The sequence below is a fragment of the Acidovorax sp. Leaf160 genome, from assembly GCF_001424265.1.
GTDB lineage: Bacteria > Pseudomonadota > Gammaproteobacteria > Burkholderiales > Burkholderiaceae_C > Paracidovorax.
This window is the reverse complement of the sequence record NZ_LMOV01000026.1, coordinates 77,770-98,972: the sequence shown is the minus strand read 5'-3', so window position 1 is coordinate 98,972 and position 21,203 is coordinate 77,770. Positions and strand designations below refer to the sequence as shown.

General features: G+C 70.5%; 20 protein-coding genes. 6 read left to right on the top strand and 14 right to left on the bottom strand.

What is annotated here, in order from left to right:
- Nucleotides 1–28 precede the first annotated feature (28 nt).
- Entirely contained in the window at nt 29–940 is a 912-nt protein-coding gene (locus ASF94_RS16920) for a LysR family transcriptional regulator (RefSeq protein ID WP_056669100.1), read from the bottom strand.
- 111 nt (nt 941–1,051) lie between these two features.
- Here ASF94_RS16920 and ASF94_RS16915 point away from each other — a divergent pair, with 111 nt between their 5' ends.
- From ASF94_RS16915 to ASF94_RS16900, 4 genes are all read left to right on the top strand, one after another.
- Nucleotides 1,052–2,047 (top strand): 2Fe-2S iron-sulfur cluster-binding protein, encoded by a 996-nt coding sequence (locus ASF94_RS16915; protein ID WP_056669097.1) that lies wholly within the window; start codon nt 1,052–1,054, stop codon nt 2,045–2,047.
- A 63-nt stretch (nt 2,048–2,110) separates the two neighbouring features.
- Nucleotides 2,111–3,391, top strand: a complete 1,281-nt coding sequence (locus ASF94_RS16910; RefSeq protein ID WP_056669094.1) for an aromatic ring-hydroxylating dioxygenase subunit alpha — start codon at nt 2,111–2,113, stop codon at nt 3,389–3,391.
- Between the two features lie 4 nt (nt 3,392–3,395).
- Nucleotides 3,396–3,923 (top strand): aromatic-ring-hydroxylating dioxygenase subunit beta, encoded by a 528-nt coding sequence (locus tag ASF94_RS16905; protein WP_056669091.1) that lies wholly within the window; start codon nt 3,396–3,398, stop codon nt 3,921–3,923.
- Nucleotides 3,924–3,939: 16 nt separating this feature from the next.
- Nucleotides 3,940–4,263, top strand: a complete 324-nt coding sequence (locus tag ASF94_RS16900; protein ID WP_056669088.1) for a non-heme iron oxygenase ferredoxin subunit — start codon at nt 3,940–3,942, stop codon at nt 4,261–4,263.
- A gap of 126 nt (nt 4,264–4,389) precedes the next feature.
- Here the strand turns inward: ASF94_RS16900 and ASF94_RS16895 are convergent, their stop codons facing one another.
- The 8 genes from ASF94_RS16895 to ASF94_RS16860 form a co-directional block, all read right to left on the bottom strand.
- Entirely contained in the window at nt 4,390–5,151 is a 762-nt protein-coding gene (locus ASF94_RS16895) for a glycine zipper family protein (protein WP_235505410.1), read from the bottom strand.
- 116 nt (nt 5,152–5,267) lie between these two features.
- Complete coding sequence (locus ASF94_RS16890) at nt 5,268–6,584, bottom strand: MFS transporter (protein WP_235505409.1); 1,317 nt, start codon at nt 6,582–6,584, stop codon at nt 5,268–5,270.
- 76 nt (nt 6,585–6,660) lie between these two features.
- A complete protein-coding gene (locus tag ASF94_RS16885) occupies nt 6,661–7,227 on the bottom strand; it encodes a hypothetical protein (RefSeq protein WP_056669082.1) in 567 nt (188 codons plus the stop codon).
- A gap of 66 nt (nt 7,228–7,293) precedes the next feature.
- Complete coding sequence (locus tag ASF94_RS16880; RefSeq protein ID WP_056669407.1) at nt 7,294–8,013, bottom strand: hypothetical protein; 720 nt, start codon at nt 8,011–8,013, stop codon at nt 7,294–7,296.
- Between the two features lie 248 nt (nt 8,014–8,261).
- Entirely contained in the window at nt 8,262–9,635 is a 1,374-nt protein-coding gene (locus ASF94_RS16875; RefSeq protein ID WP_056669079.1) for a sigma-54 dependent transcriptional regulator, read from the bottom strand.
- The gene (locus ASF94_RS16870; RefSeq protein ID WP_082493370.1) at nt 9,620–11,086 is read right to left on the bottom strand and encodes a sensor histidine kinase KdpD; all 1,467 of its coding nucleotides are present in this window, start codon (nt 11,084–11,086) and stop codon (nt 9,620–9,622) included. The genes ASF94_RS16875 and ASF94_RS16870 overlap by 16 nt, the downstream gene beginning before the upstream one ends.
- Nucleotides 11,087–11,243: 157 nt before the next feature.
- Complete coding sequence (locus ASF94_RS16865; RefSeq protein ID WP_056669075.1) at nt 11,244–12,308, bottom strand: homocysteine S-methyltransferase family protein; 1,065 nt, start codon at nt 12,306–12,308, stop codon at nt 11,244–11,246.
- A gap of 26 nt (nt 12,309–12,334) precedes the next feature.
- Nucleotides 12,335–13,294, bottom strand: a complete 960-nt coding sequence (locus tag ASF94_RS16860; RefSeq protein ID WP_082493369.1) for a LysR family transcriptional regulator — start codon at nt 13,292–13,294, stop codon at nt 12,335–12,337.
- Between the two features lie 114 nt (nt 13,295–13,408).
- Between ASF94_RS16860 and ASF94_RS16855 the strand changes: the two genes are divergently transcribed.
- Nucleotides 13,409–14,545: an iron-containing alcohol dehydrogenase gene (locus ASF94_RS16855; protein ID WP_056669072.1), complete on the top strand. Its 1,137-nt coding sequence runs from the start codon at nt 13,409–13,411 to the stop codon at nt 14,543–14,545.
- Between the two features lie 111 nt (nt 14,546–14,656).
- Nucleotides 14,657–16,252 (top strand): aldehyde dehydrogenase (NADP(+)), encoded by a 1,596-nt coding sequence (locus ASF94_RS16850; RefSeq protein ID WP_056669069.1) that lies wholly within the window; start codon nt 14,657–14,659, stop codon nt 16,250–16,252.
- A gap of 42 nt (nt 16,253–16,294) precedes the next feature.
- On the opposite strand, the gene ASF94_RS16845 is transcribed toward ASF94_RS16850, so the two are convergent.
- From ASF94_RS16845 to ASF94_RS16825, 5 genes are all read right to left on the bottom strand, one after another.
- Nucleotides 16,295–17,185, bottom strand: a complete 891-nt coding sequence (locus ASF94_RS16845; RefSeq protein WP_056669065.1) for a LysR family transcriptional regulator — start codon at nt 17,183–17,185, stop codon at nt 16,295–16,297.
- Nucleotides 17,186–17,301: 116 nt separating this feature from the next.
- On the bottom strand, nt 17,302–18,465 hold the full coding sequence (locus tag ASF94_RS16840; protein WP_056669062.1) for an acyl-CoA dehydrogenase family protein: 1,164 nt from the start codon (nt 18,463–18,465) through the stop codon (nt 17,302–17,304).
- Nucleotides 18,465–18,869 (bottom strand): cupin domain-containing protein, encoded by a 405-nt coding sequence (locus tag ASF94_RS16835; protein WP_056669059.1) that lies wholly within the window; start codon nt 18,867–18,869, stop codon nt 18,465–18,467. Before ASF94_RS16835 ends, ASF94_RS16840 begins: the two co-directional genes overlap by 1 nt.
- The gene (locus ASF94_RS16830; RefSeq protein WP_056669056.1) at nt 18,866–20,119 is read right to left on the bottom strand and encodes a CaiB/BaiF CoA-transferase family protein; all 1,254 of its coding nucleotides are present in this window, start codon (nt 20,117–20,119) and stop codon (nt 18,866–18,868) included. Before ASF94_RS16830 ends, ASF94_RS16835 begins: the two co-directional genes overlap by 4 nt.
- 82 nt (nt 20,120–20,201) lie before the next feature.
- Nucleotides 20,202–21,170: a tripartite tricarboxylate transporter substrate binding protein gene (locus tag ASF94_RS16825; protein ID WP_056669053.1), complete on the bottom strand. Its 969-nt coding sequence runs from the start codon at nt 21,168–21,170 to the stop codon at nt 20,202–20,204.
- Nucleotides 21,171–21,203 lie beyond the last annotated feature (33 nt).

Sequence of the window (21,203 nt, the reverse complement as noted above, 5' to 3'; positions counted from 1 at the left end):
CTAGCCGCTCACACCGGCCGAAGCGGGCTCAGTCGCTCTCCGCGAACATCTCCACTATCAGCCCCCGCAGCCACTGGTTCCCCGGATCCCGGTGGTACTTGGTGTGCCAGAACAGGTTGATCGCCACCTGCGGCAGTTTGGCGGGGTGGGGCGCATACGCCAGCCCGAAGGGCTCGGCCATGCTCTGGGCCATCTTCTCGGGCACGGTGGCGACCATCTGGGTGGCCTGCAGGATGTGGCCGATTGCGACGAAATGCGGGACGGTGAGGCGCACGTCGCGGGCCACGCCCATGCGTTCGAGCAGTTCGTCCACCTTGCCGTGGCCCGTGCCTTCGGAGACGACCACCACGTGCTGCGCCTTCGCGAAATCCTCCAGCCCGATGCGGCGGCGCTTGTGCAGCGGGTGGCCCTGGCGGAAAAGGCACACATAGGGCTGGCGGAAAAGCCGGCGCTGGAAGAAGCCGGCCTTCAATTGCGGCAGCAGGCCTGCGGCGAGGTCCACCTTGCCGGCCTCCATGGCGTCCTTCAGATCGGTCGCTGAATTGCGCACGGTGGTCAGCCGCACGCCGGGCGCCACCTGGGCCAGGCGCTCCAGCAGGCGCGGCAGGAAGTAGATCTCGCCGATGTCCGTCATGCCCACCTTGAACACGCGCCGGCTGGTGGCGGGGTCGAACCCCAGCTTGTGGTTCAGCGCGCCGTGGATCATGGCGAGCGCGTACGACACCGATTCCGCGAGCTGGTCGGCGTAGGGCGTGGGCTGCATGCCGTGCGCCGTGCGCAGGAACAGCTCGTCGCCCAGCAGGCGCCGCAGCCGCGCGAGGGCGTTGCTCACCGCCGGCTGCGTGAGGCTCAGGTTCTCGGCCGCCTGCGACACCTTGCGGGTGACCAGCAGCTGCTGGAACACCACCAGCAGGTTCAGGTCGATGTCTTCCAGTTCCACGCTGCACCTTTATTCATCCGAGTGATGCGATGTATTCATGCCATTCTATTGGCTGATGGGTGGATCGCAGGAATGATCGGGGCCATAACGAAAACCTGGAGACAGTCCCCGATGGAGTTGCATATCGAGCCGCTGGGCCGCGTCCTGCCCGTGGAGCCCGGCGCCAACCTGCTGGAAGTGCTCCGCACGCACCTGATCCCCGTGTCGTACAGCTGCATGGCCGGCCGCTGTGGCACCTGCCGCTGCAAGGTGGTCGCGGGCGAGGTGCTGGATTCCGGCCAGGCGCTGCGCATGCCGCCGCTGGGGGGCGAGGGCGAGGCGCAGTACGTGATGGCCTGCCAGACGGTGCTGAGCGAGTCCTGCACCATCGAGATCCCCGAGCCCGACGAGGTGGTGGTGCACACCGCCCGCACGCTCAAGGCCACGGTGACGGCCGTGGAAACGCTCACGCACGACATCCGCCGCCTGCTTCTGAAGCCGGCCAAGCCGCTGGACTTCTCGCCGGGGCAGTACGCGCAATTGCAGTTCGGCCCGGGCCTGGTGCGTCCCTATTCGATGGCCGGGCTGCCGCACGACGACGCACTCGAATTCCACGTGCGTCTGGTCGAAGGCGGGCTGGTCTCCACCCACGTCGCCAGCGTGCTGGCGGTGGGCGATGCAGTGCGCGTGAGCGGGCCACTGGGTTCGGCCTACCTGCGCCGCAAGTACGAAGGCCCGATGCTCTGCGTGGCGGGCGGCACGGGGCTGGCGCCGATCCTGTCCATCGTGCGCGGCGCGCTGGAGGCGGGCATGCCCAATCCGATCCACGTCTATGCCGGTGCGCGGTCTGTGCGCGACGTCTATGGCCTGCAGTGGCTCGCCGCGCTGCAGGAGCGGCATCCGAAGTTGCAGGTGCATGCCGTGGTGGCCGCGGTCGACGCCGCGCCGGGCCAGCGCGCGGGCCTGGTCACCGACGCCATCGCGCAGGACTGGCCTTCGCTGGAAGGCTGGCGCGCCTACCTGTGCGGATCGCCGCCGATGGTGGAGGCCGTGTCGCTGCTCGCCCGCCAGCGCGGCATCGCGCCCGAACACCTGTACGCGGACGCCTTCTACGCCAGCACCCCCTGAACCCGTGTGCCACGGCCCGCTTCCTTTCGTCAGCCCAAGAAAAATTCTCAAGGAGACAGCGACATGAGTACGACACCCCACGCCACCCCCGCCATCTTCCCGCTGCACCCGACATGGGAGGGCCCGGGCACGCACCGGGTGCCCTTCGCCGCCTACACCAGCGAGTCGGTGTACCAGCGGGAGCTGGAGCGCTTCTTCTACCGCGCCCACTGGTGCTACGTGGGCCTGGAGGCCGAGGTACCGAACCCCGGTGACTTCAAGCGCACGGCGATCGGCGAGCGCTCGGTGATTCTCACGCGCGGCGAGGACATGCAGCTGCACGTGGTGGAGAACGTCTGCGCGCACCGCGGCATGCGCTTTTGCCGCGAGCGGCACGGCAACCGCAAGGAGTTCGTCTGCCCCTACCACCAGTGGAACTACAAGCTCGACGGCGCGCTGCAGGGCGTGCCGTTCCGGCGCGGCGTGAAGCAGGACGGCAAGGTGCACGGCGGCATGCCGGCGGATTTCAAGCTGGAGGAGCACAGCCTCACGCGGCTCAAGGTGGCCGTGCGCGGTGGCGTGGTGTTCGCCTCGTTCGACCACGACGTGGAATCGCTGGAGGACTTCATGGGCCCGGTGATCCTGGGCTATTTCGACCGCATGTTCAACGGCCGCCAGCTGAAGATCCTCGGCTACAACCGCCAGCGCATTCCGGGCAACTGGAAGCTGATGCAGGAGAACATCAAGGACCCGTACCACCCCGGCCTGCTGCACACCTGGTTCGTCACCTTCGGCCTCTGGCGGGCGGACAACAAGTCCGAGCTGAAGATGGACGCGCGCCACCGCCATGCGGCCATGGTGTCCACGCGCGGCGAGGCCAAGAAGCAGGCGTCGGACGTGTCCAACGTCTCCAGCTTCAAGGCCGGCATGCAGCTGGAAGACCCGCGCTTTCTCGACATCGTGCCCGAGCCCTGGTGGGGCGGGCCGACGGCGGTGATGACCACGCTGTTCCCCAGCGTGATCCTGCAGCAGCAGGTCAACAGCGTCTCCACGCGCCACATCCAGCCCGTGGGCCACGACGCCTTCGATTTCGTGTGGACGCATTTCGGCTACGAGGACGATACCGACGAGATGACCGAGCGGCGCCTGCGCCAGTCCAACCTGTTCGGCCCGGCGGGCTTCGTGTCGGCCGACGACGGCGAGGTGATCGAGTTCTCGCAGCAGGGCTTCGAGCAGAAGCCCTTCCACCGCGCGCTGGTGGAACTGGGCGGCCACGGGGTGGGCGACACCGACCACATGGTGACCGAGACGCTGATCCGCGGCATGTACGAATACTGGCGCGGCGTGATGGAGAAGGAGGACTGAGGCCATGGACACGATCGCCACGAACACCACCATCGCGGCCGGCACCGCCGGCACGCCCGCCATCGATTTCTCCGATTTCTTCGCGCTGCAGCAGCTCTACGCCGACTACGCCTCGGCGCTGGACGCCGCCGACTGGGACCGCTGGCCGGGCTTCTTCACCGAAGACTGCGTCTACCGCCTGCAGCCGCGCGAGAACCATGAGCGCGGCCTGCCGCTCGCCACGCTCTCGTTCGACAGCCAGGGCATGCTGAAGGACCGCGTCTACGGCATCCGCGAGACGCTGTTCCACGACCCCTACTACCAGCGCCATGTGATCGGCGCGCCGCGTGTGCGCGCGGCCGGCGAGGGCCGCTGGGAGTGCGAGGCGAACTACGCCGTGTTCCGCACCAAGCTGTCGGAGCCCTCCACGGTGTTCAACGTGGGCCGCTACCTCGACGTGGTGGTGCGCACGCCGGGCGGGCTGCGCTTCGCCCGCAAGGAATGCATCTACGACAGCGAAATGATCCTGAATTCCATCATCTACCCCATCTGATCCGAGGACCCACGCCATGACAGCCATCGATACCCCATGGACCGAAGCCGCCGCGCTGGACGAGGTGCCCGAAGACGACGTGGTGGGCGTGACCGTCGGCGGGCGCGACGTGGCGCTCTACTCGGTGGAAGGCGAGGTGTTCGCCACCGACAACCTCTGCACCCACGGCAACGCGCGGCTGTGCGACGGCTTTCTGGAAGGGCACGAGATCGAGTGCCCGCTGCACCAGGGCCGCTTCGACGTGCGCGACGGCAGCGCGCTGTGCGCGCCGCTCACGCAGGGCCTGCGCACCTACCCCGTGCGCATCGAGCAGGGCCTGGTGTACCTGCAGCTGGCTTGATGGAGCCGGCTGCCGTGCCGACCGCGCAACACCCGGGCCTGCGCGTCAGGCTGCGCGTCGCCACCGCAGGAAACGTGGACGGACCGGCGGATTGCGCTCAAACCGGGCTGATGGGGTGCGCGCCCGTCAACGAAGAACGCGGCAATTGCCGAACTCGCAGCGGACCGCCAGCGCATCGCCGTTGGCGCAGGGCAGGCTGTAGGTCTCGAACCCCGGGCCCTTGGCAACCAGGGTGGCGAGCGGCTGAGCGCTGCACGACTGCTCCCGCGCCAGCCGCTCCGCGTTGAACGTGTCCACCCCCGTGGCGCGTGGTGGAGTGAAGGGCCGCGGCGCTGGCACGGGCGCAGGCGGCTCCAGCACCAGCGATGGGGCGCCCTGCACATGGCCGCGCTGGGCCATGCAGGCCGCGATCCAGTGGCGGCGGCGCTCTTCGGATCGGACCGCCTGCTGGCCTGCCCCCAGCAGCGCGCCGCCGATGGCCCAGTCCTGCACGGCGTCGCTGCTGCGGCCCAGGCCCCAGACCAGCGCGGCGGCCACCAGCGCACCTTCGACCATGCCGTCCAGCGTATCCTGCACCACACCGGCCTGGCCGGCGTAGCTCCGGCAGGCCTGCAGGTCGGCGGGATAGCGGGCGCGCAGGGCTTCGTCTTGCGCGCTGGGGCTGCCGGCGGCGGGCTGTTCGGGCGTGATCGGGCCCGAGGTGGCGCAGCCGGCAAGCCACAGCGCCACGGCGGCGGCACCTGCCGCCATGCAGCGCCGTGCCGCAGGGCGGATGGAGCGGTGGGCGGCTGCCGGGGCGGCTTTCCGGCAAGGGGCGCCGGGCAAGCTGCCGCCGGGGTGCGGATCGGGGCGGTCGGGCAGGTCGGGCAGGTCGGGCAGGTCGGGCATGGGCGGTTCCTCCGCCTGCATGGTGCCTGCTTGCGCGCCGCAGCGCCAGCCACGCCGTGGCGCAGGCACATCGCCCCTCATCCGCACCGCGCCCGCAGGCAGCGGGTGGCCCCTCGTCAAGCCGGGGCGGCGGGCGTCGTCTGGCCGGCCGGGGTGCCGTGCGGGTTGCCGGCGGAGCGCTGCGCGGCCCAGAAAACCGGCAGAGCCAGCAGGGCGCAGCCCGCCAGCACGCCGAAGGCCAGGCCGAAGTGGCCGCCGGAGCCCACCACCGTGTTCGCGACGGCGGGGCTCAGGGCGGCGCCCATGCCCTGCATGGTCATGACCAGGCCCAGGGCGGTGTTGTAGCGACCGCTGCCGCGTACGTAGCGCTCGACCATCAGCGGGGTGACCACGCCCATGGCGCCCGCGGCGATGCCGTCCAGCACCTGCACCGGGATGTTGGCCCACGAGTCGGCAATGGCCCAGGCGATCACGCCCCGCACCGGCAATGCCAGGATGGCGATGTAGACGAAGACCTGCAGGTCCCACTTTCGGCTGCGCGACACCCAGAGCGCCACCGGCACCATGGTGAGCTGCGCGACGACGATGGCGATACCGGTCCACAGCAGTGGCGACGAGTCGGGCACGGTGGCCGCCAGGCGCTGGTTCAGAAGCGGCAGCATGGCGGCATTGCCCAGGTGGAAGAGGGCGCATGTCAGCCCGAAGCACCAGAGCGCACGCTGGCCGAGGAAGGCGCGCAGCCCTTCGGGCGCCACGGAGCGAGGGTCGTTGGATGCAGTCGCGGCCGAATCGGCATCGCCGCCGCGCGCCGCGACGTGGTCGATGTCGCCCGGGCGGATGCGCAGCAGGCAGGCCCATGCCCCCACGGCCATGGCGGTCATGACGACCAGCATCCAGGGCGCGCCCAGCCAGTGGGCGAAGGCCGCGGCGCCCAGGGCGGAAACGATGTTTCCGGCATGGCTGAACGCCTCGTTGCGGCCCGTCTGGTGCCGCAGGCCGCTGCTGCGGGCCAGGCCCAGGGTCAGCGCCGCCAACGCCGCCGCCAGCACCGCCCCGGCCACGCCGGTCAGCACCTGCGACAGGATCAGCACGCCCGGAGAGCGGGTGGAGAACGCCAGCGCGCTGGCAATCAGCACCACCAGCGCCGCCACCGCCACCAGCGCCCGCTTGGCGCGCGAGCGGTCGGCGAAGGCGCCGGCGATGGGCGTCGCCGCCATCGCGGCCAGCCCGCCGGCCGACAGCACCAGCCCGATCATGGTCTGGTCGATGCGCTGGGTCTGCAGGTGCGTCGCCAGGAACGGCCCCAGGCCGTCGCGTACGTCCGCCATGAAGAACGCCATCCACGCCAGGGCGCTCAGCGACGCCCTGGCGGCTGGAAGGGATGGGTCAGCGGGGGTGCCGGGGGCGGTGCGGGCAGCGGTGGTGGTGGCCATGGCGACTCCTGTGGGTTCTGGGGCCTGCGGGTCCTGGGGGTCCTGCGGGTCCTGGGGGTCCTGGGGGTCCTGGGGGTCAGCGTGCTGGCTTGTCGGCCAGCGGCTGGCCGTTGACGGTGCGGGCCTCGATCACCTGGCCCGCGGCGCCGCCTTGCAGCGGGCGTGCAGGGCCGGCGGCGGTGACTTCGGCGCCCACTTCCAGGCCTGCGCCCCACTGCGCATAGCCGTCGGGGCGGGTGTGGATGAAGTCTCCGGTGTCCAGCACCACGCCGTTGGGCTCGCCGTGGCGCGCATGGTGGATGCGTGCCACGCGGCCCCGCACCTCGCGTTCCGCCGCGTCGGGGGTGAAGGCGGTGCCGTCGATGGAGACGAGCTGCTCGAAAGCGAACACCTCGTGCGGCGCCTCGCCCTTCGGTGGCGGCGCCATCAGGGTGCCCTCGGCCACCACTGTCTGGCCGGCCGTCAGCGCCTGGAAGGCCCGGGTGCCGGGGTCGTGGGCGTGCTTGTCGAACACGAACTGCACGGGAATGCCCTCCACGTCGATCATCACGCCTTCGACTTCGCCGCGCGGGCTGTGCAGCAGATGCTGGAAGCGGCCTTCGAGAGACCAGCGTTCCGTGGCTTGTTCCTGGGGTTTGCTCATGGTGGTTCCGTTGAAATGGGGTTCAAGAATTCATCAGGGTGGACTGCCTGGCAGGGCGCCCGGCGTTCAGGGAAGGCGCGGCGGGGCGCCAGCGGGGCCCGCTGCGGGACCGCCGGCGGGGCCGCCCAGCATGTCCTGCAGGCTGTTGGGGTTGGCGCCCAGTTGCGCAGCCTCGATGCCGGTGCCCAGCGCATTGCGCGTGCCCCAGCCCCGCACCGACACGGTGGCGCCCGGCTTGAGCAACGGCATCACGGCGCTGCCGTTGTGCGGCGGAAAGCGCACCACCGTGCCGTCTTCCAGCAGCAGCCCGTGCGCGTCGCCGCGGCCGTTGAACAGCACGCGGGCCACGCGGCCATCGGCTTGCAGTGCGGTCAGGGCCTCGCGCGGGGCGGGCAGGGGGCGCTGGCCGGGGGCCGGCGGCGTGTCCTGCACCACGCGGCCTTGCGACTGCAGGGTGGTGGCGCGCAGCACACCGATGTCCTTGCGGTTCCAGCCGGTGGCCTGGACGCTGTCGCCCGGCCGCAGCCACGACGTGAGCGTGGCCGACAGATGCGGTGGGAAGGCGATCTGCGTGCCGTCCTGCAACAGCAGGCCGTCGGCCTCGCCGTTGGGGTTGACCAGCCAGCGCTGCACGGTGCCGCTCACGGTGGCCTGGTCCATCGGCGCGGGCTGCACGACCACGGCGGGGGCGGGCGGCACGGCGGGCTGGGCCTGGGCGGCTGCGCCGGCCAGCAGGGCGGCGCCCAGCGCTGCGGCGCGAGCCAGGGGGTGAAGAGTCTTCTGCATGGCAATCATCCTTCAGAGGGTTGTGACGCAGAAGACGTCTCAATTCCCGTGCCAGGTATCAATTCCTTATGAATCAAGCACTTGCGCAATGCGGTGCGCTGGCGTTGCGAATGAAACGGCGACAGCCTGTCTGGTTTCCGGACGCCTCCGGCGGTGACCGTGAAAGCGACGCCTGACGCAGCGGAATGGGGATATGCCAGCATGCCCACTCCTTCTTCTCCTTCTTAGCCTTCTTGTTCTTCTGCTCCTCAGCCCAGCCCGTATTGCGTCAGCTTGCTGTAGAGCAGCTGGCGATGAATGCCGAGCTGGCGCGCGGCCAGCGAGCGGTTGCCCTCGGCCTGTTTCAGCGCGTGCTCCAGCATCAGCCGCTCCAGGCGCGCGACGGCCTCGGGCAGGGACCCGTCCAGCCAGCTCGCGGGCAGGGCGCCCGTCCCGCCGCTTGCCGGCTCGGCGAACGCGGGAGCGTCTCGCAGGTCCAGATCGGCGGCGGACACCACCGGCCCGCGGTGCAGGGCGTGGCAGCGCTCCATGGCGTTGCGCAGCTCGCGCACATTGCCGGGCCAGGGATGGTCCAGCAGCGCGCGGGCCGCGTCGGCCGACAGGCGCTGGGGCGTCTGCGGCGCGGCGGCGCGGCGCAGGAAGTGCTCGGCCAGCGGCACGATGTCGGCCAGCCGCTCGCGCAGCGGCGGCAGCACGATGTGCAGCACGTCCAGCCGAAACCGCAGGTCTTCCCGGAACCGTCCGTCGCGCACGGCGGCGGCCAGGTCGCGGTGGGTGGCGGCCAGCACGCGCACGTCCACCCGCACCGGCCGGTGGCTGCCCAGCGGCGTGACCTCGCCTTCCTGCAGCGCCCGCAGCAGCTTGGCCTGCACGTCCAGCGCCATGTCGCCGATCTCGTCGAGCAGCAGCACGCCGCCGTCGGCTGCCCGGAAGCACCCGGGCCGGTCGGCCACCGCCCCGGTGAAGGCGCCCTTCACATGGCCGAAGAGTTCGCTTTCCAGCAGCTCCTTCGGGATGGCGGCGCAGTTGAGCGCCACGAACGGCTGGCGGGCACGCCGGGAATGGCGGTGCAGGGCCCGGGCCACCAGTTCCTTGCCGGTGCCCGTCTCGCCTTCGATCAGCACCGGTGCTTCGCTGGCGGCGGCCAGGCCGATGCGCTTGTGCACCTCGCGCATGGCTTCGCTGATGCCGATCAGCTCGCCGTCATCGGCCGCGCCGGCCGGGGCGGCTGCCGGCGCGGCGGACCCATCGGCCTCGGCATGCGAGCGCAGCGCACGTTCCAGCACCTGCACCACCGTTGCCCGGCTCACCGGCTTGGTCAGGTGGTCGAAGGCTCCCAGGCGCATGGCTTCGATGGTGCCCGAGCCGCTGGCATAGGCCGTCAGCACCAGCACCGGCGGCAGCTGCGCCACGCGGGCGGCCAGCGCCTCCAGCGTCTGCAGCCCGTCCATGCCGGGCATGCGGTGGTCCAGGAAGATGGCGCCGTAACGGTGGCTTTCCACCCGGCGCAGGGCCTCGGCGCCGCTGCTCGCGGCATGGACTTCGTGGCCCAGGCTGTGAAGGGTTTCGACCAGCGAATCGCGGAAGGCCGCATCGTCGTCGACGACTAAGAGGCACGCCATGGCAGCTCCAAAATGAAACGGGCGCCGCCGCTGCCGTCGGCATGGCGGGGCGCGTAGTGCAGATCGCCGCCATGGGCCAGCGCCACCTCGCGCGCCAGCGCCAGGCCCAGGCCGTTGCCGTCGGCGCGGCCGGTGGCGAAGGGCTCGAACAGTTGCGGGCGCAGGGCTTCGGGAACGCCCGGGCCATCGTCCTCCACTGTCAGCGTGCAGCAGCAGCGGGCGGCATCCACCGCGGCCGACAGCACGACTTCGCCCCCGTCCGGGGCATGTCGCACGGCGTTGTCCAGCAGGTTGTCGATGGCGCGGGCCGCATGCACGGGGTCGAAGACGGCCTCGCCGGACACGTCGCCGTGCCACGCCAGCCGCACGCCACGCGCCTGGGCCGCAGGGCCGGCCGTCTCCAGCCGCTCGCGCAGCCAGTCGCCCAGCGCCACGCGGCGGGGTTGCAGGTGGAGCGGCTGCACCAGCGCCAGCAGGCTTTGCACCAGTCCTTCCAGCCGGTCGATCTGCGTGACCATGGCGGCCAGGGCGTCGGCATGGCGGGCGGGGGGTGCGGCCAGTGCGTTCTCGGCCTTCAGCCGCATGGCCGCGATGGGGTTGCGGATCTCGTGCGCGACGGAGGCCGTCATGCGGCCCAGCGCGGTCAGGCGCAGGTCGCGGTGGCGTTGCGCCATGGCTTCCTTCAGGCGGGCGCGGGCGTCCTGCAAACGCACGCCGTAGCCGTTGAACCCGTCGACGATGCGGTCCAGCTCGCGGATGCCGGTGCGCTCCAGCCGTGGCACGGTGTCTTCCTGGGCGTTGGCGAAAGCACTCTCCAGCTGGCGCACCTGCCGCAGGCCGCGCAGCAGCATCCAGCCCAGCCAGGCGCCCGAGGCCACCACCAGCAGCGCCAGCACGGCAATGCCGATGCGCAGGCTTTTCTGCGCGGCGATGGCGCCGGAATGCGCGCGCGTCATGGTCCAGACGGCGGTGCCGGGGTGCGCCGCAAGCGGGCAGGCGGCGACGATCAGCACCTCGCGGCTGCCGCGCACCAGGTTCACGGTGGGGCGCGCGGCGCCCGCGGCCTCGCGCGCCGTCTGCACGATCAGCGGCTCTTCCGCCGCGGGCACGTCCACCTTGGCGCTGCTGCCTTCATAAGTGGGGTAGGCATAGGCCAGCATGCCGCTGCTGGCGCGCCACACGCCGCCTTCCACCTGCGGCACCTCCAGCAGCACCACATGCAGCAGCACGCGCAGCAGATCGACCTGGGGTGTGTCGGCCGCTGCCGCCGGCACCGACTTGGCATAGCGCGTAGCGATGTCCTCGCAGGCCCGGGTGGCGTGGGACTGGCTGGCCGCCACCTGCGCGCCCGAGCCGGTCTGGTAGAGCACCACGATCACGGCGGCGACCAGGGCGCACGCGGCCAGCAGAAAGCCCCAGAACAGAAACAGTTGAACGCGCAAGGACCGCACGGGAGGCCGCCGAAGTGGAAGACGGCGGATCGTAATGCCACCGGCCAAGGCGGGCAGTAGGAAGTGCGCCGTTCCCGGTCAGCGCGTTTGTCCGACGCTGCGGCCGGCCGGCCGGCCGACCGAACCGGAAGCCGCAGCCGGCGCGTTCAGTGGCCGGTCAGGCGGCTTCCGGGTAGAAAAGCCGGCGCGCGGGCACGGGCGCCACGGCGCGGCCGATGGCGGCGATGTGGTCCGGCGTAGTGCCGCAGCAGCCGCCCACGATGTTCACCAGGCCCTCGGCGGCGAATTCGTGGACAAGCCGGCTGGTGACCTCGGGCGTCTCGTCGAAGCCGGTGTCGCTCATCGGGTTGGGCAGGCCGGCGTTGGGGTAGCAGCTGATGAAGGTGTCTTCCGCCACCCGGTTCAGCTCCTGGATGTAGGGGCGCATCAGCGTGGCACCCAGGGCGCAATTGAGGCCGATGGCCAGCGGCCGCGAGTGCCGCACGCTGTGCCAGAAGGCCGTCACGGTCTGGCCCGACAGGATGCGTCCCGAGGCGTCGGTGACGGTGCCGCTGATGATGAGCGGCAGGCGTTCGCCGCTCTGCTCGAAAAACTCGTCGATGGCGAAGAGCGCGGCCTTGGCATTGAGCGTGTCGAAGATGGTTTCGACCAGCAGCACGTCCGCGCCGCCTTCGACCAGTGCTTCGGTCTGCTCGTAATAGGCGGCGCGCAGTTGCTCGAAATCGACGTTGCGCGCGCCCGGGTCGTTCACGTCGGGGCTGATGCTCGCCGTCTTGGGTGTGGGGCCCAGGGCGCCGGCCACGAAACGGGGCTTGTCCGGCGTGGAATATTTGTCGCACGCGGCGCGGGCCAGCCGGGCGGACTGCAGGTTCATCTCGCGCGCCAGATCGGCCATGTGGTAGTCCTCCTGCGCGATGGTGGTCGCGCCGAAGGTGTTGGTCTCGATCAGGTCGGCGCCGGCCGCCAGGTAGCGTTCGTGGATGTCGCGGATCACGTCCGGCCGGGTGAGCGAGAGCAGTTCGTTATTGCCCTTCACGTCGCGCGCAAAGTCCTTGAACCGGTCGCCCGCGCCGTCCGGGCCGCTGTAGCCCTCGCCCCGGTACTGCGCCTCGCCCAGCTTGAAGCGCTGGATCATGGTGCCCATCGCGCCGTCGAGGATGGCGATGCGTTCGGCCAGGATGGCGGGGAGTTGCTGGGCGCGGGTGTAGGTGATCGGATGCATCGGCGAATTGTAAGAACCGCGGCGGCTCACGCGGGCACAAAGGCTTCTTCGGCGGGCGGGCGCAACGCCAGCAACGCATCGATCAGCAGCGCCAGCGCCGGATGGCGGTGCGCATTGCGCCGCGCGATCAACTCATAGGGTTCGCTGCGCGATTTGAGCTGCAGCGGCAGCCGGGCGACCATGCCGTGCTGGCAGACATAGTCGGCCACGTCGTCGGACACCAGGGCCACCAGATTGGCGTTGTGGCTCAGCAGCGAGAGCGTGGCGAGCGCGGAAGTCGTTTCGATCAGGTGCGTGGGAAAAAACAGGTTCTCTTCGAAGAACTCGCGCTCCAGCGTGCGGCGCATAGGCATGTGGGCACGGTACATCACCCAGCGGCTGGCCGACAGATCCTGCAGCGTGATCGACGGCAGGCCCGCCGCCGGGTGCGCCCGGTGCGCGACCACGGCCAGGGATTCGTCCTTGATCACGATGGAGTCGTACAGATGGGGCTTGGGGCTGACGGAGGAGCGGCAGATCGCCGCGTCCAGCCGCCCCTGGTCGATGAGCGCCAGCAGGCTGGCGCTGGTGTCCTCCACGATCTCGACCGAGAGGTCGGGCTGCTGATCCAGCAGCTGCGACACCGCCCGCGTGAGCAGCGGCACCGCGCCCATGATGGTGCCCACCGCGATGCGGCCGCCCGCGCCGCTGGCGATCGCGCTCAGCTCCTGTTGCAGGTGGCTGATGTCGGACTGGATCAGCCGCGCGAAGCGCACCGCGCAGGTTCCGGCCTCCGTGGGCACCAGGCCGCGGTTGGTGCGCGTGAAGAGCGGCGCGTTCAGCGTGGCTTCCAGCTCCTTGAGCGCCTTGCTGGCACCAGGTTGCGTCAGCCCCACGTGGTCCGCCGCCGCCAGCAGCGAGCCGTGCTCGGCCACGGCGATCAGCAGCCGCAGCTGCCGGGCATGCAGGCGTGACATCACCGAATTGAGGTTGTAAGGGCTTTGCATTGCCTTGGAGTTATAGCTGTATCGATAACAGTCAGTTTATTCGGCGTTCAGACATTCATAGACTTTCGGTGGCGGCAATTGAATATGAGAAATCTTGATAGCAGGAGATAAGCGATGGCGATGATCAACTACGTGACGGAAATCCGCTTCGGCCCGGGCAGCGCGGCCGAGCTGGCCCAGGTGTGCCAGACACTGGGTTTCCAGAAGCCGCTCTTCATCACCGACAAGGGCGTGGTCGCGGCCGGGCTGATCGAGCGCATCCTCGCCGCGAACGACCTGCCGCAGTTCCATGTGTTCGATGGCACGCCGTCGAACCCCACCGAGGCCGCGGCGCGCGAAGGCGTGGCCAGCTTCCATGAGGCAGGCTGCGACGGCATCGTCGCCGTGGGCGGCGGCTCGTCCATCGACCTGGCCAAGGCTGTGTCCGTGTCGGCGCGCCACCCGGGGCCGCTGCGCCAGTTCGCGCTGATCGAAGGGGGCCTGGCCCGCATCACCGCGGCCACGGTGCCGGTGGTGGCGATCCCCACCACCGCAGGCACGGGCAGCGAGGTCGGGCGCGGCGCCATCATCATCCTGGACGATGGCCGCAAGGTCGGCATCATCTCGCCCTACGTCATCCCGAAGGTCGCCCTCTGCGACCCCTCCCTCACCGTGGGCCTGCCGCCCGGCCTGACGGCCGCTACCGGCATGGACGCCGTGGCGCACTGCATCGAAACCTTTTTAGCGCCCAGCTTCAACCCGCCGGCCGAAGGCATCGCCCTGGACGGCCTGCGCCGCGCCTGGAAGAACATCGAGACCGCCTTCCACGAGCCGAGCAATATCGACGCCCGCAGCAACATGATGAGCGCGTCGCTGCAAGGCGCGCTGGCCTTCCAGAAGGGCCTGGGCTGCGTGCACAGCCTGAGCCATTCGCTGGGCGGCATCGACCCGCGCCTGCACCACGGCACCCTCAACGCGGTGCTGCTGCCGGCGGTGATCCGCTTCAACCGCGCATCCGACACCGTGGTGCGCGACGAGAAGATCGACCGCCTGGCCCAGGCCATGGGCCTGCCGGCGCACGTGGGGGTGGAGGACGCCATCCAGGACATGTCCCGCAGGCTCCAGCTGCCCGCTGGCCTGGGCGCGATGGGGGTGACGGCCGACCTGACGCCGCGCATCGTCACCGGCGCGCTGGCCGACCACAGCCACAAGACCAACCCGCGCGAGGCCAGCGCGGACGACTACGCGCGGCTGCTCGAAGCGGCGATGTGACCAGCACAGAATCCCGGCCCGCCGCACGCAGATGCCGGCGCGGGCCGTGCCGCCGCCACCGGCATGCCCCAGTGGCTCTCCCTTTCCTTCCTTTTCGATGACGTTCCAGCCATGACTACCACCACCCTGACGGGCGAAATGCTGATCGGCGCCTCTGCGGTTGCCGGCACCGACGGAGGCCAGGGGGCCTTCAACCCCGCCACGAATGCCGAGATCGCCGAGCCTGTCTTCGGCTTCGGCACGGCCGCTGACGTGGACCGTGCCGCCCGCCTGGCCGCGGCGGCTTTCGACGAATACCGTGCGCTGCCGCTCGCGCGCCGCGCCGCCTTCCTGGAAGCCATTGCCGACCAGATCATGGCGCTGGGCGATGCGCTGCTGGAGCGCGCCCATGCCGAAACCGGCCTGCCGATGGCGCGCCTGACGGGCGAGCGCGGCCGCACCGTGGGTCAGCTGCGCCTTTTCGCCAGCGTGGTGCGGGACGGCCACTTCCTCCACGCCACCATCGACCCCGCCCAGCCGCAGCGCCAGCCGCTGCCGCGCGCCGACCTGCGGCTGGCCCGGGTGCCGCTGGGCCCCGTGGCCGTGTTCGGCGCCAGCAACTTCCCGCTCGCCTTCTCGGTGGCCGGTGGCGACACGGCCTCGGCCCTCGCTGCCGGCGCGCCGGTGGTGGTGAAGGCACACGGCGCCCACCTGGGCACGTCCGAGCTGGTGGGCCGCGCCATCCAGCAGGCGGTGCGCGAGCAGGGCTTGCCCGAGGGCGTGTTCTCGCTGCTGATCGGCGCCGGCCGCAGCATCGGCGAGGCGCTGGTCGCCCACCCCGCCATCCAGGCCGTGGGCTTCACCGGGTCGCGCCAGGGCGGCCTGGCGCTGGTGGCCATCGCCAACCGCCGCCCCGAGCCGATTCCCGTGTATGCCGAGATGAGCGCCATCAACCCGGTCTTCCTGCTGCCCGCCGCCCTGGCGCAACGCGCCGAAGCCATCGGCCACGGCTTCGCCGACTCGCTCGCCATGGGCGCGGGCCAGTTCTGTACCAACCCCGGCCTGGTGCTGGGCATCGACGGACCGGACCTGGACCGCTTCGTGCAGGCTGCAGCCCAGGCGCTGGCGGGCAAGAACGCACAGACCATGCTCACCGCCGGCATCCATGGCGCCTACCGCAGCGGCGTGGAGGCCGTGGCCGCCACGCCCAGCGTGCAGCGGGTGGCCGAGGGCCAGGCTGCGGACGGGCTGCACAACGCTGCGCAGGCCGCACTGTTCACCACCGATGCGCGCACCTGGATGGAGCAGCATGCGCTGTCGTCCGAAGTCTTCGGCCCGGCATCGCTGGTGGTGCGCGCGAAGGACATGGACGAGCTGATCGCCCTGGCCGAGCGGCTGGAAGGCCAGCTCACCGCCACCCTGCACCTGGAAGCGGCGGACCATCCGCTCGCCCGCCGCCTGCTGCCGGTGCTGGAGCGCAAGGCCGGCCGGCTGCTGGCCAACGGCTTCCCGACCGGCGTGGAGGTCTGCCATGCCATGGTGCATGGCGGCCCCTTCCCGTCCACGTCGAACGCCATGTTCACCTCGGTGGGTGCCTCCGCCATCGACCGCTTCCTGCGGCCCGTGTGCTACCAGGACCTGCCGGACGCCCTGCTGCCCGAAGCGCTGCAGCAGGCCAACCCGCTGGGCCTCTGGCGGCTGACGGACGGCCAGCACGGGCGCGGGTGACGGGCGGGCCGCAATGGCCGCTCGTTTAAGGGGGTGTGAGGATCAGCCCGAGCTTGGCGAGGCGGCGGCCGCCACGTCCAGAAACGTCTGCAGCGCGGGATTCAGCGCCGCCTCGTGCCACGCCAGCACCCCCACGGTGGGATGCTCCAGATGCGCGATGGGCACGAAGCGCACGCCCTGCACGGCGGCCTGCGCCATCGTGGCCGGTACCAGCGCCACGCCCATGCGCATGGCCACCAGGGCCACCACGGTCAGCCACTGGCGCGTGACGTGGCGCGTGTGCGGATGGATGCCGGCGCGGTGGAAGAGGGCGATCACGTTGTCGTGGTTGGCCGGCGCCACGTCGCGAGCGAACATCACGAAGGTCTCATCGGCCAGGGCGCGCAGGTCCACCTGGGCCGCGCCGGCCAGTGCGTGGTCGTGCGGCAGGCAGGCCACGAAATGGTCCGGCGCCAGCGGCAGGCTGCGCAGCGGCACCGGCACCACGGTGGCGTTGATGAAGCCGGCGTGCAGCTGCCGGTGCAGCAGCGCCTCGATCTGCTCGCCCGAGGACATCTCGCGCAGGTGGACCTCGATGCCCGGCGCGCGTTCGCCGAAGGCCCGCACGATGGCCGGCATGTCGCGGTAGACCATCGAACCAGTGAAGCCGATGTCCAGCCGCCCCCGCTGGCCCGCAGCCACTGCGCGCGCCGTGTCGCCCGCGCGTGCCACGCGGTCGAGCACCACGCGCACCTCGGCCAGGTAGGCCTGGCCCGCAGGCGTGAGCGCCACGTGCTTGCTGCTGCGGTCGAACAGCTTCACGCCCAGCCCGTCTTCCAGCGCCTTGATGCCCGAGCTGAGCGGCGGCTGGGTGATGGCAAGCCGCTCCGCCGCGCGGCCGAAATGCAACTCCTCGGCCAACACGGCGAAGTAGCGCAGCAGGTGCAGTTTCATGCCGGGAATCATGCCAGCCGCTGTGAGTCCGGCGATCCGGTGCGCGGAACCCCACCGGCCTATGGCATCTCCTCAAATGGCCGCAGAGCCGGTCACGCCAGCCGCTCAAGGGGATGTCAATACGATTTCCGCAAGCCCAGCACCTTCTCGGCGATGAAGCACAGGATCAGCTGCGGGCTGACGGGCGCAAGGCGTGGGATCCACGATTCGCGCATGTAGCGCTCCACGTGGTATTCCTTGGCGTAGCCCATGCCGCCGTGGGTCAGGATGGCGCGCTCGCAGGCGTGGTAGCAGGCTTCGGCCGCGAGGTACTTGGCGGCGTTGGCCTCGGCGCCGCAGGGTTGGTGCCGGTCGTAGAGCCAGGCGGCCTTCTGCACCATGAGGTGCGCGGCCTCCAGTTCCATCCACGATTGCGCCAGCGGGTGCTGGATGCCCTGGTTCTGCCCGATCGGGCGGCCAAACACCTCGCGCTCCTGCGCGTAGCCGGCCGCACGCGCCAACGCCGCGCGGCCCAGTCCCACGGCTTCGCTCGCGATCAGGATGCGTTCGGGGTTGAGGCCGTGCAGGATGTACTGGAAGCCCTTGCCTTCCTCGCCCACGCGGTCCTCCACGGGAATGCGCAGGCCGTCGATGAACACCTGGTTGGAGTCCACGCACTTGCGGCCGAGCTTCTCGATCTCCCGCACCTCCACGGTGCTGCGGTCCAGGTCGGTGTAGAAGAGGCTCAGGCCTTCGGTGCCGCGGCATTCCTCCAGCGGCGTGGTGCGCGCCAGCAGCAGGATCTTGCTGGCCACCTGCGCCGTGCTGATCCACACCTTCTGGCCGTGCACCACGTAATGGTCGCCCTGCCGCACGGCGCGGGTCTTGAGCTTGAGGGTGTTCAGGCCCGTGTTGGGCTCGGTCACGCCGAAGCAGGCCTTGTCGCGGCCCTGGATCAGCGGCGGCAGCCAACGCGCCTTCTGTTCCTCGGTGCCGAACACCACCACCGGATGCAGGCCGAAGATGTTCATGTGCACGGCCGAGGCACCCGACAGGCCCGCGCCCGTGGCGGAGATCGTGTGCATCATCAGTGCCGCCTCGCTGATGCCCAGGCCCGCGCCGCCGTACGCTTCGGGCATGGCGATGCCCAGCCAGCCGGCATCGGCCAACGCCTGGTGGAAGTCGTGCGGAAAGCCGCCCTCCCGGTCCTTCGCGAGCCAGTAGTCGGCATCGAAGGGGGCGCATACGCGCTCGATGGCACCCTGGATCTGCTCCTGTTCGGGGGAAAGGGCGAAATCCATCACGCGCCTTTCGCAGCCGGGCGGATCACCTTGTCGGGCGATTCGCCGTAGGGCGGGCTGTAGATCACCAGCAGCTTCACCGGCGTGTCGCTGGTCACGGTGAACACGTGCATGCGGTCGGCCGGGAAGAAGCACATGTCGCCCGGCACCATGTCGAAGGCCTCTCCCTCCACCTCGGCGCGGGCGGTGCCCTCCAGCAGGTAGCAGGCCTGCTCGATGCCCGGGTGCGCATGCGGCAGCGCGCCGCCGCCCTGGTGCAGGGTGCCGAGCAGCACTTCCATCTGCCGCGCGCCCACGGTCTCGGGGCCGATCAGGCGCTGGTTCACGGTGTGGTGGTGATTGGCCGGCTGGTAGCCGGGCACCTGGGCCTGGCGCACCAGGTAGCGGGAGGTGGGGAGGGTCATGCGGGTTCTCCGTCGGATGTGCGGCAGATGCCCTGCGACAGCAGGGCGTCGATCTGGGCCGGCGTGTAGCCGGCTTGCGCCAGCAGCGCGCGGGTGTGCTGGCCCAGCCGCGGTGCCGCGGGCAGATCGCGCGCGGGCGGCGTGGCCGACCAGCGTGTGGGGTGGCCCATGGCGTGCACGGGCCCTTCGGTGGGGTGCACCGTGTCGTGCAGGAAGCCGGTGGCGCGCAGCTGCGGGTTGGTCAGCAGGTCGGCCGGCGAGTTCATCGGCATGTTGGGCACGTCGGCGGCGTCCAGCAGCGCCTGCCATGCGGCGGTGGTGCGGGTGCGCAGGATGCGCGCCACCTCGGCATAGACGGCGTCGATGTGGGCGGCGCGCGCTCCGTGCGTGGCGAAGCGGGGATCGTGGGCCAGCCCCTCTGTCTCGCCGATGGCGGCGAAGAAGCTGCGCCAGTGCTTGTCGTTGTAGATCAGCACGCAGAGCATGCCGTCGGCCGTGGCGTAGGGCTTGCGGTGGGCGGTGAGCAGGCGCGCGTAGCCGGGCTCGCCCAGCGGCGGCTCGAAGGTGAGGCCCGCCATGTGGTCGCCCAGCACGAACTGCGCCATGGCCTCGAACATGGGCACGACCACCGCCTGCCCCCGGCCCGTCTTTTCGCGGGCGTAGAGCGCCGCCGTCACGGCATAGACGGCGTGCAGCCCGGTGACCCGGTCCGACAGGGTGGTGGGCGCATACGACGGCTCCGGCGCGCCGTAGCGCTGCATGAGCCACGGGATGCCGGTGGCGCCCTGGATCAGGTCGTCGTAGGCGGGGCGCGCGGCGTCCGGCCCCTCCTGGTCGAAGCCGCAGCAGCTTACGTGGACGATGCGCGGGTTGCGTGCGCACACCGCCTCGTAATCCAGCCCGAGCCGGGCCAACGCCTGCGGCCGCACGTTGCTGATGAGCACGTCGCAGCCCTCGGCCAGCCGCAGCGCCGCTTCGCTCCCCTCCGGTTGCTTCAGGTCGAGCGCGATGCTCTGCTTGCCCGCGTTCGCATGCAGGAAGATGTGTCCCATGCCGGCATGCCGCATCGGGCCCACGTGCCGCATGTTGTCGCCCTCGGGCGTCTCCACCTTGATGACGTCGGCGCCCAGCTGCGCCAGGATCTGCGTCGCGAACGGGCCCATGATGACCGAGGTGAGGTCGAGCACGCGCACCCCGGCCAGCGGGCCGGTGCGTGGTGCGCAGGGCGTGGAGGAAGCGTCATCTGTCATGTCGTGTGTCCTTTGGGCGCCCTCTTGGAGCGACCGGCCGTCGGCCGGGGGCACGACGCGGCCCGCCGCTCAAGGGGGCTCGTCATTCCGGCTGGATGCCCGCCTGCCGGATGAGCGCGCCCCAGTGCGTGAGCTGCTGGGCGACGTACTGGCTGAACTCTTCCGGTGTCTTGGTGGGCCAGACCTGGAAGCCGATCTGCGCCAGCTTGTCCTGCGTGTCCTTGTCGGCCAGCACGGCTTGCAGTTCGGTGTTGATGCGCGTGACCACGGCAGGGGGCATGCCGGCAGGGCCGAAGATGCCGTTCCAGGACGTGAGGTCGAACCCCTTGACCGTCTGCCCGATGGGGGCCACGCCCGGCAGCAGCGGCGACGGCTGGGCCGTGGTGATGCCCAGCGTGCGCACCTTGTCTCCCGTGAGCATGCTCTTGCCCGATCCCAGGTCCACCACATAGGCCAGCACCTGGCCGCCCAGCAGGTCGGTCAGCGCCTGCGGACTGGACTTGTACGGCACGCCGAGAAGATCCACCCGGGCGATGTGCTTGATGCTCTCCATGGCCACCAGGGAGGTGCTGTTGGGCGTGGCGTAGCTCAGCTTGCCCGGGTGGGCGCGGGCGTAGTCGATGAACTCCGCCATCGTCCTGGCCGGCACGCTGGGATGCACGATCAGCGCGAAGGGCAGCTCGCCCGTGCGGGCCACGGGCGTGAAGTCCTTGATGGGGTCGTACTTCAGGTTGGCGTACAGCGCCGGGTTGGCGGAGTGCGTGGTGTTGGTCGTCATGAACAGCGTGTAGCCGTCCGGCTTGGCCTTGGACACCAGTTGCGCGGCGACCTGGCCGTTGGCGCCGGGCTTGTTGTCCACCAGCACCGGCTGCCTGAGGCGGTCCGCCAGCTTCTGGCCCACGGTGCGGGCGACGGCGTCGGTGCCGCTTCCCGCCGCAAAGGGCACCACCAGAGTGACCGGCGCGCTGGGATAAGGCTGCTGGGCTGTTGCCGGCAGGCTGGCCGCCAGCACGCCGCAGGCCGCCAGGGTGGCGCGAAGGAATCGCTGCATGTTCGTTGTCTCCTGACAGGTCCGTCGGTACCC

Coding starts and splice junctions, on each gene's coding strand:
- ASF94_RS16915 (WP_056669097.1), top strand. CDS start 1,052: ATGGAGTTGCATATCGAGCCGCTGGGCCGCGTCCTGCCCGTGGAGCCC.
- ASF94_RS16910 (WP_056669094.1), top strand. CDS start 2,111: ATGAGTACGACACCCCACGCCACCCCCGCCATCTTCCCGCTGCACCCG.
- ASF94_RS16905 (WP_056669091.1), top strand. CDS start 3,396: ATGGACACGATCGCCACGAACACCACCATCGCGGCCGGCACCGCCGGC.
- ASF94_RS16900 (WP_056669088.1), top strand. CDS start 3,940: ATGACAGCCATCGATACCCCATGGACCGAAGCCGCCGCGCTGGACGAG.
- ASF94_RS16895 (WP_235505410.1), bottom strand. CDS start 5,151: ATGCCCGACCTGCCCGACCTGCCCGACCTGCCCGACCGCCCCGATCCG.
- ASF94_RS16890 (WP_235505409.1), bottom strand. CDS start 6,584: ATGGCCACCACCACCGCTGCCCGCACCGCCCCCGGCACCCCCGCTGAC.
- ASF94_RS16885 (WP_056669082.1), bottom strand. CDS start 7,227: ATGAGCAAACCCCAGGAACAAGCCACGGAACGCTGGTCTCTCGAAGGC.
- ASF94_RS16880 (WP_056669407.1), bottom strand. CDS start 8,013: ATGCAGAAGACTCTTCACCCCCTGGCTCGCGCCGCAGCGCTGGGCGCC.
- ASF94_RS16875 (WP_056669079.1), bottom strand. CDS start 9,635: ATGGCGTGCCTCTTAGTCGTCGACGACGATGCGGCCTTCCGCGATTCG.
- ASF94_RS16865 (WP_056669075.1), bottom strand. CDS start 12,308: ATGCATCCGATCACCTACACCCGCGCCCAGCAACTCCCCGCCATCCTG.
- ASF94_RS16860 (WP_082493369.1), bottom strand. CDS start 13,294: ATGCAAAGCCCTTACAACCTCAATTCGGTGATGTCACGCCTGCATGCC.
- ASF94_RS16855 (WP_056669072.1), top strand. CDS start 13,409: ATGGCGATGATCAACTACGTGACGGAAATCCGCTTCGGCCCGGGCAGC.
- ASF94_RS16850 (WP_056669069.1), top strand. CDS start 14,657: ATGACTACCACCACCCTGACGGGCGAAATGCTGATCGGCGCCTCTGCG.
- ASF94_RS16845 (WP_056669065.1), bottom strand. CDS start 17,185: ATGAAACTGCACCTGCTGCGCTACTTCGCCGTGTTGGCCGAGGAGTTG.
- ASF94_RS16840 (WP_056669062.1), bottom strand. CDS start 18,465: ATGGATTTCGCCCTTTCCCCCGAACAGGAGCAGATCCAGGGTGCCATC.
- ASF94_RS16835 (WP_056669059.1), bottom strand. CDS start 18,869: ATGACCCTCCCCACCTCCCGCTACCTGGTGCGCCAGGCCCAGGTGCCC.
- ASF94_RS16830 (WP_056669056.1), bottom strand. CDS start 20,119: ATGACAGATGACGCTTCCTCCACGCCCTGCGCACCACGCACCGGCCCG.
- ASF94_RS16825 (WP_056669053.1), bottom strand. CDS start 21,170: ATGCAGCGATTCCTTCGCGCCACCCTGGCGGCCTGCGGCGTGCTGGCG.